This window comes from Massilia sp. GER05 (assembly GCF_052056005.1).
GTDB classification, from domain to species: Bacteria; Pseudomonadota; Gammaproteobacteria; order Burkholderiales; family Burkholderiaceae_D; genus Telluria; species Telluria orientalis.
Genome location: NZ_CP178858.1, coordinates 4,315,203 through 4,328,022, shown reverse-complemented (window position 1 = coordinate 4,328,022; position 12,820 = coordinate 4,315,203). Strand labels below are relative to the sequence as shown.

General features: G+C 67.7%; 9 protein-coding genes. 3 read left to right on the top strand and 6 right to left on the bottom strand.

Annotated features, from left to right (window positions below; genetic code table 11):
* Positions 1 to 108 precede the first annotated feature (108 nt).
* On the top strand, positions 109 to 1,293 hold the full coding sequence (locus tag ACL58G_RS19225) for a GGDEF domain-containing protein (RefSeq protein ID WP_440962822.1): 1,185 nt from the start codon (positions 109 to 111) through the stop codon (positions 1,291 to 1,293).
* Here the strand turns inward: ACL58G_RS19225 and ACL58G_RS19220 are convergent.
* The 3 genes from ACL58G_RS19220 to ACL58G_RS19210 all read right to left on the bottom strand — a co-directional run bounded on the left by ACL58G_RS19220 (position 1,280) and on the right by ACL58G_RS19210 (position 3,925).
* On the bottom strand, positions 1,280 to 2,005 hold the full coding sequence (locus tag ACL58G_RS19220) for a GH12 family glycosyl hydrolase domain-containing protein (RefSeq protein WP_413343825.1): 726 nt from the start codon (positions 2,003 to 2,005) through the stop codon (positions 1,280 to 1,282). The two genes, ACL58G_RS19225 and ACL58G_RS19220, sit on opposite strands and share 14 nt — an antisense overlap.
* Before the next feature lie 217 nt (positions 2,006 to 2,222).
* Positions 2,223 to 2,633, bottom strand: a complete 411-nt coding sequence (arfB, locus tag ACL58G_RS19215; RefSeq protein ID WP_440962821.1) for an alternative ribosome rescue aminoacyl-tRNA hydrolase ArfB — start codon at positions 2,631 to 2,633, stop codon at positions 2,223 to 2,225.
* On the bottom strand, positions 2,633 to 3,925 hold the full coding sequence (locus ACL58G_RS19210) for a cyanophycinase (RefSeq protein ID WP_440962820.1): 1,293 nt from the start codon (positions 3,923 to 3,925) through the stop codon (positions 2,633 to 2,635). The genes arfB and ACL58G_RS19210 overlap by 1 nt, the downstream gene beginning before the upstream one ends.
* 180 nt (positions 3,926 to 4,105) lie before the next feature.
* Here ACL58G_RS19210 and ACL58G_RS19205 point away from each other — a divergent pair, with 180 nt between their 5' ends.
* Positions 4,106 to 4,507, top strand: coding sequence for a hypothetical protein (locus tag ACL58G_RS19205; protein ID WP_413388924.1), 402 nt, complete (start codon positions 4,106 to 4,108; stop codon positions 4,505 to 4,507).
* Between the two features lie 216 nt (positions 4,508 to 4,723).
* Here the strand turns inward: ACL58G_RS19205 and ACL58G_RS19200 are convergent, their stop codons facing one another.
* Together ACL58G_RS19200 and ACL58G_RS19195 are read right to left on the bottom strand one after the other, a co-directional pair.
* Complete coding sequence (locus ACL58G_RS19200; RefSeq protein ID WP_440962819.1) at positions 4,724 to 7,594, bottom strand: glycosyl hydrolase 115 family protein; 2,871 nt, start codon at positions 7,592 to 7,594, stop codon at positions 4,724 to 4,726.
* A gap of 28 nt (positions 7,595 to 7,622) precedes the next feature.
* Positions 7,623 to 8,879, bottom strand: a complete 1,257-nt coding sequence (locus ACL58G_RS19195; protein WP_440962818.1) for an SGNH/GDSL hydrolase family protein — start codon at positions 8,877 to 8,879, stop codon at positions 7,623 to 7,625.
* Positions 8,880 to 8,993: 114 nt separating this feature from the next.
* Here ACL58G_RS19195 and ACL58G_RS19190 point away from each other — a divergent pair, with 114 nt between their 5' ends.
* The gene (locus ACL58G_RS19190) at positions 8,994 to 10,361 is read left to right on the top strand and encodes an enolase C-terminal domain-like protein (RefSeq protein WP_440962817.1); all 1,368 of its coding nucleotides are present in this window, start codon (positions 8,994 to 8,996) and stop codon (positions 10,359 to 10,361) included.
* Between the two features lie 15 nt (positions 10,362 to 10,376).
* Here ACL58G_RS19190 and ACL58G_RS19185 read toward each other — a convergent pair whose 3' ends face one another.
* Positions 10,377 to 12,761, bottom strand: a complete 2,385-nt coding sequence (locus ACL58G_RS19185) for a putative bifunctional diguanylate cyclase/phosphodiesterase (protein WP_440962816.1) — start codon at positions 12,759 to 12,761, stop codon at positions 10,377 to 10,379.
* Positions 12,762 to 12,820 lie beyond the last annotated feature (59 nt).

The following is a 12,820-nucleotide window of genomic DNA, read 5'->3' as shown; positions in this document are numbered from 1 at the left end:
AAGGGTGACCATTCGAACGAAATAAACTGTCAGAATAGCGTCGATACTATTTTTGGAACATAATGGTCCGGTTCATGCCGGCCCACTATGTTCCCGTACATCGACCGCATGAGAATACACCCGCTCACCGGGGAGTTTGCGCATCCCGCAAACGAAACCGCGTTCCTCCTCCACCAACTGCCGCAGACACGGGCCCTGCTGGGCTACACGCTCGTGTTCTGCACACTGTTCTACCTGGCGTTCTCGATCTCGGACCTGGCCGCGCTGGGCTATGGTCCGGCCTACCTGAAGCTGTGCGCGGCGCGCGCGGTCGTCGCCGCGACGGCCGGCACGTGCGCGTGGCTCGCCTGCCACCGGCCGCTCACCCTCCACGCGACGCGCATCGCGGCCAGCGGCGCGGAAACCGTGGCGCTCGCGTGCTTCATGTTCATCGCGGTCCAGCGGCCGGACGAATTCCATTGGCACGCGATGTCGCTCGCGATCATGCTCATCGTGATCTACCTGTACATCCCGAACAGCTTCGCCAACGCCCTCGCGCTGGCATCCGCCGCCACCGCCGTCTTCCTCGCGCTGACGTGGAAATTCGGCCGGCTGACCGCGGCCGACGGCGTCACGATGGTCATGCTGCTCGCGCTGGCGAACGCGTTCGGCGCGCTCGCGGCGCGGCGCTTCAACCGGGTATCGCGCGAGGAATACCAGGCGCGCGTGCAACTGCAGCACACGGCCGCGCGCGACCACCTCACGGGCTGCTACAACCGGCGCTACCTGCACGAGACCCTGATGCGCCCCGGCCAGGTGCGCACGCCGGACCACGGCGGCCTGCTGACGGTCGTCCTGTGCGACATCGACCACTTCAAGCGCATCAACGACACGTACGGCCACGCCAGCGGCGACGCCGTGCTGCGCAGCTTTGCCGACCTGTTGCGGCGCATGACGCGCGACGGCGTCGACAGCGTGGTGCGCTACGGGGGCGAGGAATTCCTGGCGATCCTGCCGGGCACGGACCTCGACGGCGGCATCCACCTGGCCGAGCGGCTGCGCGCCCGCTTCGCCGACACGAGCGTCATGACCGACGACGGGGCGGAGCACGTACGCACGACGGCGAGCTTCGGCGTCGCCTGCGGCGACCTCGCGGCCGACGGCGGGCACCATGTGCTGCGCGACCTCATCGCCGTGGCCGACAAGCTGATGTACGACGCCAAGCGCGGTGGACGCGACCGCGTCCGCGCGCGTTACGCCTGCGCCAACGACGCGGACGGGCCGCGTCGCGCGGGAATGGTCAATAGGCGGTGACCGAGAAGTTGCGGGAGGCGAAGTCCATGCCGCCCGACGACGACGTGATCTCGAACCCGTACTGGACGTCGCCCACGGTGACGTTGCCGATCCAGCCGAGGTTCTGCAGGTAGCGCATGAGAGCCAGGGCGTCGACGGTCGTGTTGTTGGTCTTCGTCGTGCGCAGGAACGAGTACACCATGTTGCCGCCGTTATTGCCGCGGTAGACGTTCCAGGTGGCGCCTCCGATGTTCACGTTCGTGTACACGGGGATGGCGCAACCCTGCGCGGTCCAGTTATACGAGATCGGCTTGACGTTGCCGCAGCCGCCCGACGTGCCCGTGTAGTTCAGCCACACCATGATCTCGTTGGCGTGGTTCGTGTCCCAGATGTCGAACGTGGATTCCCAGGCGCCGCCGGCCGGCGTCGTCGCCGACACTACCGCGGTCAGCCGCGACAGGCTGTTCAGCGCTTTGCCGACGTAGAAGTTGATGTGCGGATAGGACTTGATGCCGCCGGTGTTCGGCTGGTTCGACCACACGCCCCAGTCGGTCGGCGAGTTGACCCACAGCGTCTGCGGCCCGGCGCCCGAACCCCAGATGTCGTTGTTGAAGCTGTACGCGCCCATCGTCGTCGACCCGTACTGCGCCGTCGTCGACCACGTTGCCGCCTGCGCCGGGGCGGCCAGACTCGCTGCCAATGCCACTGCGGTGATGCAAAGTGCGTTCTTCATATAGTCTCCTTGATGTTCGCCCCGCTTTGAAGCGGACCGCGACAACCGTATCCGCATACGGCATCCGGGGCGTCAACGCCGCATTCTTATTTTTATGTAACCGATTTCATCGTAGAGACGGTGATAGGCGCAGTCAATTGTGCCAACAGTGATTGTTAACCGCTATCACGGAGATATGCCATCTTCGTATGGCAAATACGAAGTTCGATATAGGCCGCTACTCGCGCACCTTGCCGCGCAAGGCCTTCACCTGGCCCCGGCCGGCCTTCGATTCGAGCCGGCGCCGTTGCGACCCCAGCGTGGGCCGCGTGGCCCGGCGCACGAGCGGCACGACGGCCGCCGCGTCGACGAGCGCCTGCAGCCGCGCCAGCGCGTCCGCGCGGTTACGCTCGAGGCTGCGCGCGGACTGCGCCTTGATGACGATGACGCCGTCGCGCGTGATGCGCGTATCCGGCAGCGCGCGCAGGCGCGCCTTCACGTCCGCAGGCAGCGAGGAGGCGCCGATGTCGAAGCGCGCCTGCACCGCATTCGACACCTTGTTCACGTTCTGCCCGCCCGGCCCCTGCGCACGGATCGCGCTGAACTCGACCTCGTCCGGATCGATTGCGACGGGCGCGCGCACGGGCATCAGCGGACCTGGGTGCCCAGGATCGCGCCGCCCGCGGTGCCGTACACGAACGGACCATTCAGCGACGAGCCGTCGGCATACGTCGTCGGCGTCTGCTGCGTCCAGCTGGACAAGTTGAACGTCGCATTCGTCCTGAAGCTGTACTGCGGCGCCGACGGATACGGGGACGGCTGCGCCACCTGCGCACTCAGGCGGTAGACCTGCACGCCGCTGTTGATGTCCAGCGTCTTCTTCGCGGCGCACTGGGCGGGCGTGCGCGCGAGCTTCGTGAAGTAGGCGGAGTTTTGCGGCGCGTACGGTGCCGTCGTGTTTTCCTGGTTGTACGGATTGGCGACCAGCTGCGCCTTGACGCCGCCGCGCGGCCCGGACACCAGCACGGCCGTCTCCTCGTCGACGCCGATGCCCAGCACCTGGTCGAACCGCTCCACGCCGCCGGGGCAGCCGTCGCCGATGCGCGAGACGAAGCCGATCAGCCGGCCCAGGCGGTCGCGCGTATTGAAGTGGTCGTCGGTGATCGTCTTTTCCAGGCCGGGGATGCTGATGAAGCTCCCCGTCTGGATGAATTTGCCGGACGACGTGTTGAGCGGATCGATCGTCATGTAACGGTTGAACGGATTGGCCAGCGCCTCGTCCGACGTGACGGTGTCGTTCAACGCCGCGAACGCATACTGGCCCAGCATCGCATTGCCGGCGCTCGTGCCGCCGATCGGGATGCCCGCGTCGACGGCGCGCTGCAGCGCGGCGGCCAGCGGCGTGCTTTGCCAGTACTGGTAATAATCGGCCTGGTCGCCGCCGGCGATGAAGATGGCGCTCGCTTTCGAGATCACGTCCAGCACGAACGGATGCGCGGCCGCGGTGCGGCTCGGGATCACGAGAGTCTCCACCGAAGTCACGCCCAGATCGAGGCCGCCGACCATCTCGTAATTGCGGCTCGTCGTCGTATCGACCGTGCCGAGGCGGCTGTAGACGTACGGGTTGTACGCATCGCTGCCCGTCGCGCGGAGGATGACGAAGCGGCCCCCGGTGGCCCTCGTGATGCCGGCCTGCGCGATCATCCAGCGGAACGCTTCGGCCACGTCGTAGCCCCCGCCCATCAGCACGACGGACGGCGTACAGACCGCCTGCCAGCACGACACCGGTTTTGCACGTACGGGCGCGGCCGGATTGCCCACGTAGCTGTACGTATATTTGGGACCGGCGTGCGCCGCCTCGGCGGCGAGCAGCGGAGCGATGGCGAGCAAAGAGCGCGCGAGTAATGCAGGGAAGGCCTTCGATTTCAGCGTGGAAGTCATGTAGGCTCCAATGGGCGGTGGGTTCGGAACGGCTGGCTAAGGCAGGCTCAGCATATTATCTTTTTTGCACCGCCGGAACCAGCTTCGCTAAGGGACTGCCGGATTTTCGGCATTTGCACCACACGCGGGCGGCGTGTATCGTCATGCCTGACCAATGAACCGCCTTGAGAGAACCGTACGATGAGTTTCGACCTGATGGTGTTCGCCCCCGACGCCGCCCCGGCCAAACGGCCCGCCTTCCTCGACTGGTACGAACAACAGACCGAATGGACGGAGGACCACGGCTACGACGACCCGCGGGTGGCCACACCCGCGCTGCAAGCCTTTTACGCGGCGCTCGCGGCCGAGTTCCCGCCCGCACCGGCCGGCGCCGAGGACCCTGAAACCGGCACCGACTACACCGTCGGCAAGACGGTCATCTACATGTCGTTCCTCGACTGGGACCGGATCGACGCGGCCTGGGAAGCCGTGCACCGCCTGGCGGCAAAGCACGAACTGGGCTTCTTCGACGTCAGCTCAGACCTCGCCGAAGTGTGGCTGCCCGACCGCAAGGGCGGGCTGCGGGTTGCGCATTCCGATTGATGAAGCGGGAAGATACCCCGTCATGCCCTCGCAGGCGCACCAGTGTCCGGAATATTGTTTTCAAAAGCCGTCAGAAATAGCATCGTCATTCCCGCGCACGCGGGAATCCATGCCGAGTATGCTGGCCACGTTCGTCATTTCCAACTCGTTGGTCACAAAGAGTCGGCTTCGAGCAGTCAGCATGGGTTCCCGCTTTCGCGGGAACGACGGTGTGAGCTAGTTCGTCGACACGGACCCGACGCGCGGGCTTTCCTGCGGGCCGAGATAGCTCGGCTTCAGGCCGCCCGCGTCGATCACGACGCGCTGCAGCACGAGTCCCGGATCCAGCGCCCAGAATTTCAGCGTGTGGCGTCCCGCCGCCTTCACCTCGTGCGCCGTCGTGAACTGCGCGACGCCGTCCGTGACGATCTTCTCCCAATGCTGCAGCGATGCATCCGCGTGCACGTCGACGATGCGCGGCGCCTCGTCGTCGATGGAGACGGCATAGCGGAAACCCGCTCCCGGCCGGAATTTCAGCGTGGGCGCCAGCGTCGCCTGCACGTTCACCTTGCCCGGCTCGAACAGGTAGACGTCGTACTCGAGCCGCATGCCGTCGGCCGGCGCCAGCGCGGGCGCGTCCACCGGCAGCGTGGTCATGCCGGACAGCGTGCGGCCCAGGCCCGGTACGCGCAGCCATTCGCGCCCGGCAGGGGCCAGCGCGCGGCTATAGTGTTCCGCCTCGATGGCGACCGTGCCGCCCGTCTCCACGAAGCCGGCGACCTTCGTACCGCGCTGGTCCGCGTGGCGCAGCGGGACTTCCACGGCGGCCCGCTGGCCATCCGGACCGCTCACCTGCACGCGGCCGGACGTGGCACCGGCCGGCACCTGGTCCCAGCGCACGTCGACGGTGATCCGCTTCGACTTGTCCGTCGTGCCGGACGATTCGCCCAGCACGATCCACGGCTGCTCGGCACGCGCGGTCCAGGCCACGGGCGCGGCGCCGCGGTCGAAGACCTCGATGTAGCGGTTCGCTTTGTCGAACGGTTCGAACGCGGGCAGGCGCAGGTCCTTCGCCGCCGGCCAGGCGGCCTCGCTGCCCTCCACCGCGACGCCCAGCGCCGGCGCGGCCGGCAGCGCGATCTCGCGCACCTCCGGCATGATGTTCGTCGCGGGATCGCGCCAGCTCGTGTAGCCGATGTGCGTCTGCGCCATCATGTGGTTCCACTTGCCGCCATTGATCGTGTGGTACTCGCGCGAGATCGCGGCGTCCTGCGCGAACAGGTCGCGCGCCCGCGCGGCGAGGTCGTTCGTGTCGGCGCGGCCCTGCTGCGCGTGGAGGCGGTTCGCCTGCACCGTCGCATACAGCTCGCCCAGCGTGCCCGATGCGCGCACGGGATGCTCGACGAGCTGGAAGAACGCGTCCTTCTGCGCCGGCGCCAGCTTCGCCTTCACCCGCTCGACACGCGCGGCGAGGTCGCGCCAGTCGGCGACGATGCGCTCGGACTCGCGGTAGTTCGTCGCGCTGTACGTGCCCGGCTCCAGCTGTTCCGGCCGGCGGCGCCCGTTGTAGCGGGCATAGGTCTCCACGATGTCGGCGATCTCCGCGGCGTTCTCCACCCCGAACTCTCGCGTCGCCCACAGCTTCAGGTACTCGGGCAGGCGCGACGCGGGCCACGCGGCCGGGTTCCACGCATAGGTGAGGAAGAATTCCGTCGGCACTTCCATCGGCTTGAGGTCGCCCACGTTCACGACCCACAGCCGGTCCGCGCCGAGGCGCCACGCGAGGTGCATCTGTTCCCACACCTTCGGCAGCGGCGTCACGTTGATCCACTTGTACGAGCGCGGGCCGCCCACGTAATCGAAGTGGTAGTAGATGCCGGCGCCGCCGCTGCGCTTGCGTTCTTCCGCGGTCGGCAGGCGGCGGATATTGCCCCAGTTGTCGTCGCACCAGAGCAGCGTGACGTCATCCGGCACGCGCATGCCCTTCTCGTAGTACTCCTGCACTTCCTTGTACAGCGCCCACACCTGCGGCACCTGCGGCAGCGGTTTTCCGGTCGTCTTCGCGATCATCGCGCGCTGGTCGGCCACGATCCGCTGCAGCAGCGCGACGTTCGATTCCTCCGACATCGGCTCGTCGCCGTCGCCGCGCATGCCGAGGGTGATGACCTTGTCGTAGTCCTTCGCGCGGTCCAGCCCCTGCTGCCAGAACTCGCGCAGCACCTGTTCGTTGCGGCTGTAGTCCCACGGACCCTTGCCGTACTTTTTCCACTCCGCGTGGGCGCGCATCAGCGGTTCGTGGTGCGACGTGCCCATCACGATGCCCATCTCGTCGGCCAGCGGGCCGTTTTCCGGATCGTCGTCGTAGAACGCATTGCCCCACATGGCGGGCCACAGGTAGTTGCCGCGCATGCGCAGGATCAGCTCGAACAACTTGCCATAGAACTTGTGGTTGAAGCCGCCGAATTTTTCCTTGGCCCAGCCGGACAAAGCGGGCGCCTCGTCGTTCAGGAAGATGCCGCGGTAGCGCACGACGGGCGCGTCGGCCACGCGCGTGCCGGCCGCCACGGCGAGCACGTCGTGCTTCGCGGGCGCGACGTCGGCCCACCAGTTCCATGGCGAGACGCCGATCTGCTCGGACACCGTGTACAGCCCGAAGATCGTGCCGCGGCGGTCGCTGCCCGCGACGACGAGCGCACGCGCCACGCCCGGCAGCGGATTGCGCACCGTCTGTACGAGATAGCCTTCCCATTTCCCGCGCACGGCCTTCGCATCGATCCTGTTCTCGCGCGCGAGGCGGTCGATCAGCGCGCTTTGGCCGAGCGTGCCGACGATGACGACATCCGAACCCTTCGCCACGGCGCCGGCCGACGCCAGCAGCGCGGGCCGGATGCCGGACACGCGTTCGATGTCCGCCTGCAGGTCGGCCGCCGCGCGGCGCACGCCCTTGAATTCGTTCGGGTCCACGAGGATGCGCGCGGCCTGGCCGGACCGCGCGAGTACGACGGCATCCTTGCCGGCTTCGAACGTGACGAAGGAGCGCTCTCCCAGCGCCCATGCCGGCTGTGCGGCCGCGAGCGCCAGCATGGCGGCGGCGACGAGTGATCTCATAAGTCTCCTGATGTTTTTATAGGTGGTTTCAGCGCGCGATGCTGCACGTCTTGAGTTGTTCCAGCGGCACCGCGTCCGCCATCGCCTTGTAGCCGGCGGTCGACGGATGCAGGCCGTCGTTGTCCAGGGTCTTCAACAGGTGGTCCGGTTTGGCCGGATCGCGCAGCGCCGCGTCGAAGTCGACGACGCCGTCGACGACACCCGCGGTACGGATCCACTGGTTGTACGCGAGACGGTCCGCCTCGTTGTCCGCACCCGGCGCGTAATAGCCGCTGCCGGCGTACGGGGTGATCGTCGCGCCCAGCACGCACACGCCCCGCAGATGGGCGCGCGCGACGATCTGGCGGTAGGCCTGTTTCAGGTCGTCCAGCAGGGCCGCGCGCGCCGCCGGCGTGTCTTCCTTGTTCCGGTGCTGCACGCCGAAGTCGTTCACGCCGATCATGACGATGGCGTGCGAGACGCCCGGCCGCGCCAGCACGTCGCGATCGAAGCGGGACACGAGGTTCGGGCCCAGGCCGTCGCGCAGCATGCGGCCGCCGCCGATGCCCGCGTTGACGACGCCGACGTTCGTCATTCCCGCGGCGCGCAGGCGGGTCGCGAGGCCGTCCGTCCAGCGCGCATACGTATCCGGATTCACGCCGTAGCCGTCCGTGATCGAGTCGCCGATCGCGACGACCGTATGCGCCCCGGCACGGGCCGGCACTTCGACGCCCGTGATCTGGTACCAGCGCGTAAAGGTGTCGGCCTGCGGCCAGCTCGCGGCCTGGACCTGGTTGCCGGGCACGCGGAAGCTCGTCGCCCGGGCGCCCGGGTGGCCCGTCTGGCGCGCCGGCGCCTGGGCGAAATGCAGCGAGATGGCGAGATCGGCGCCCGCCGCATGCGGCAGGTCGATCGGGTCGCTCAGGTATTCCGCGCCGGCGGGGATGGTCACGGACGCGGCGCCGCCGAAACGCAGCGGGCGCAGGCTGGCGCCGTCGACGTCGGCCTTGCCGGGCGCGCGCGCCAGCGCGACGCTGCCGGCGTCGATCACGAGCGGCGCCGTGCCGAACGCGTTGGTGAGCTTCACGCGCAGCTGGTCGCCGCTCAGCGACACCCTCACGATCTGGCGCAGGCTGGCGTCCTGCCACTGCGCGGCGGGGAGTTCGTTCTGGCCTTCCGGCACGAGTTGGGCACTGCCCCACGAGGCGACCCAGTGTTCGCCGGCGGGGGTTTGGACGGCGATGGCGGCACAGCCGCCGAGAGAGAGACACAGGAGGCTGGCTGCCAGAATCGATTGACGCGACATCGTTATTCCTTCACACTGGGGAAATGGTTGCGCTACCATTCTAGTTTAGATCAATGTTACGGGCAACGAGATATATTTTTTTTATATGCCCGACATCACCAGGAGACCCATAAAATGCCCCTCATCCAGCGCGCCGCCAGCCCGATCATCACCGACATGCAGGTGATCCCCGTGGCCGGCCGCGACAGCATGCTGCTGAACCTGTGCGGCGCCCACGCGCCCTACTTCACCCGTATCCTCGTCCTGCTGAAAGACAGCGCCGGCAACACCGGCATGGGCGAGGTGCCCGGCTCGAACGGCATCCTGCGCGCGCTGGAGCGGCTCGTGCCGCTGGTGACGGGCACCGAAGTGGCGCGCTACAACCGCACCCTGAACGTGCTGCGCGCGGCGATTTCCGGCGTGAGCCACCAGGTGACGTCGCGCGCCGAGGAAGCGGTCATGAAGCAGCCGCACGAGATCAACCTGCGCCTGGAAAACGTGGTGACGGCCGTGGAAGCGGCGCTGCTGGACCTGCTGGGCCAGCACCTCGCGGTGCCGCTGTGCGAACTGCTCGGCGACGGCCAGCAACGCACGCACGTGACGATGCTGGCGTACCTGTTCTACATCGGCGACCGCACGCAGACGGACCTGCCGTACGAAGGCGAGGCGGCCAAGGATGGCTGGTACAAGGTGCGCGACGAGGAAGCGTTGACGCCCGAGCAGATCGCCGACCTCGCATCGGCCGCCGTCGACAGGTACGGCTTCCGCGACTTCAAGCTGAAAGGCGGCGTGATGCGGCCGGAAGACGAGATCGCGGCGGTGGCCGCCATCAAGCGGCGCTTCCCGGACGCGCGCGCGACGCTCGATCCGAACGGCGCGTGGTCGCTGGATGAGGCGATTGCCGCCTGCAAGGGCCAGGGCCATGTGCTGTCGTATGCCGAAGACCCGTGCGGTCCGGAGAACGGCTACTCGGGCCGGGAAATCATGGCCGAATTCAAGCGCGCCACGGGGATCCGCACGGCGACGAACATGGTCGCGACCGACTGGCGCCAGATGGCGCACTCGCACCTGCTGGGCGCCGTCGACATCCCGCTCGCCGACCCGCATTTCTGGACCATGCAGGGCTCCGTGCGCCTCGCGCAGCTGTGCCACGACTGGGGTCTGACGTGGGGTTCGCACTCGAACAACCACTTCGACGTGTCGCTCGCGATGTTCACGCACTGCGCCGCCGCCGCGCCGGGCGACATCACGGCCATCGACACGCACTGGATCTGGCAGGAAGGCCGCGAGCGCCTGACGACGGAACCGCTGCAGATCGTGGGCGGCCAGGTCGCCGTGCCGGACGCGCCGGGCCTGGGCATCCAGCCCGACATGGAACGCATCCTCGCGGCGCACGAGTTGTACAAGAAGGTCGCGGGCGGCGCGCGCGACGACGCGATGGCCATGCGCTACCTCGTGCCCGGCTGGCAGTACGACCCGAAGAAGCCGAGCTACGCGCGCTGACACGAGCGCGAGGTGTCAGGCGGCCAGCACTCCCGGCACCTCGCATTGCAGGAATTTGTCGAACTCCGCCAGCGCCATCGGCCGCGCGAACAGATAGCCCTGGGCTTCGTCGCAGCGGCAGCCGCGCAGCGTCTCCATCACCTCTTCCGTCTCGATGCCTTCCGCGACCACGGTCAGGCCGAGCGCGTGCGCCATGTGGACGAGGGCCGCGACGAATTCGTCGCCATTGGGGCACTCTTCCAGGAAGAACGAGCGGTCCAGTTTCAGCACGTCGACGGGGAAGCGCTTCAGGTACGACAGGCTCGAATAGCCGGTGCCGAAATCGTCCAGCGCCAGCTTCACGCCCAGGCGCTTGAGGCGGTGGAGCACGTCGACGGACTGGTCGATGTCGTCGATCAGCGCGCTCTCCGTCAGCTCCAGTTCCAGCGCGCGCGGCGCGAAACCCGTTTCGCGCAAAGCCTGTTCGACGTCGGCCACGAGCTCCGCCGACCGCAGCTGGCGCGCCGACACGTTCACCGACACGTGCAACTGCGTGCCGTATTGGTCGGACAGGCGCTTGCCGACACGGCAGGCCTCGCGCAGCGCCCAGCGGCCGATCGCCTCGATGTGGCCGCGCTCTTCCGCGATCGGGATGAATTCGAGCGGCGACACTTGCCCCAGTTCGGGATGTTTCCAGCGCAGCAGGACTTCCACGCCGCGCAGGCGCCACGTGCGCACGTCGATGCGCGGCTGGTAATACAGTTCGAACTGGCCCAGCTCCAGCGCGCGCCGCAGCGCCGCCTCCACCTGCAGGCGGCGGCGCGCTTCCACGCTCATCTCCGGCTCGAAGAACTGGTACGAGCTCGCGCCCAGCGCCTTCGCCTTGTACATCGCCGTGTCCGCGTTCTGGAACAGCAGTTCGGGCGTGGCCCCGTCCTGGCCCGACAGGCTGATGCCGATCGACGCGCCCACGCACATCTCCAGCCCGTCGATGTGGAAGGGATTGGTGAGGGTCTCCAGCAGCCGCTGCGCGATGCCGGCGGCGGCGCCGCGGCCCGCGCAATGGGCCGCCACGACGAATTCGTCGCCGCCCAGCCGCGCCACGACGTCGCCCGGACGCAAGCACGACTGCAGGCGCTGGCCCACCTGGCGCAGCAGATGGTCGCCGGCCGCGTGGCCCAGTGAATCGTTGACTTCCTTGAAGCGGTTCAGGTCGATGAACAGCACGGTGGTTTCCGCCTGGCCGCGCGCCTGGCCCAGCATCGACCGCAGATGGCCGTTCAGCCACGCGCGGTTGGGCAGGCCCGTGAGGTCGTCGCGCGTGGCCAGCTGCTCCAGCCGCTCCTCCGCGCGCTTGCGGTCGGTAATGTCGTGGAAGAAGACCGACAGTCCCTCGTCGTGCGCATACACGCGCACGCTGAGCCACACGCCTTCCGGTTCGTAGTATGTTTCGAACGCCGCGTTCGCGCGCGTCGCCATTGCCCGCCGGTAGATGACGCTGGTCTCGGTGCCGTCCAGGTCGTTCGCGACGTCCCACAACACCCTGCCGCCCGAGGTGCCAGGCTCGACGCCGACGAACACCTCGGCCAGCGTGTTGGCGTACGTGATCTCCCAGTTGCGGTTCACCGAGAAGAAGCCGTCCTCGATGCTTTCCAGGATCGTGCGCAAGCGCGCATGCGCGTCCTCGACGCGGTGCAACATCTGCCTTTCACGTGTGATGTCGCGCGACACGAGCACGGCGCCGAACACGGTGCCCGTGACCGGATCCGTCACTTTGCGCACCTTGGAGCCCAGCTCGACGTAATGGCCGTCGCGGTGCCGCTTGCGCACCACGAGCACGTCGGCGATGTCTTCACCGGCGAGGAGGCGCGCGAGCGCGGCGCCGGCCGGCGCCTGGTCGTCCGGATGGAGGAATTCGAGGACGCTGCGCCCCACCAACTGCGCCGCGTCCCAGCCCACGACGGTCGTGTACGACGGCGACACGTGGAGGTAGCGGCCATCCACGCCGCAGTGCGCGATCAGGTCCATGCTGTGGTCGACGATGAGGCGATGCTCCGCCTCGCTGCGCAGCGCGCGGTCGAGGGTGGCTTTCTGCTCCGTGACGTCGGCGAAGGCGCCGGACCAGCCGGCGATTCCGCCTCCCGCCTCCATGCGCGGCAGGCCGGACACGACGATCCGGCGCACGCGGCCGTCCGCGCACGGGATGTCGACGTCACAATGGATTGGCGCGGACCCCGCCAGCGCATCCGCGACGCGATCCGCCGGCTGCGGGTCCGCAGCGTACAAACGTACCCAGTCCTGCAGGCGCGTCGCGACGGCAAACGGCGGCAGCGCACCGGGTCCGTGGTCGACGACCGACGTGCACACGCCTTCCGTATCCGTGGTCCAGATGCTCGCGATAAAGGATGTCGGGTGGGGCATGGGATTCTGAAAAGGTGGGAAACAGCATCCTGAGTCGTCATTATGCACCATGACTATTG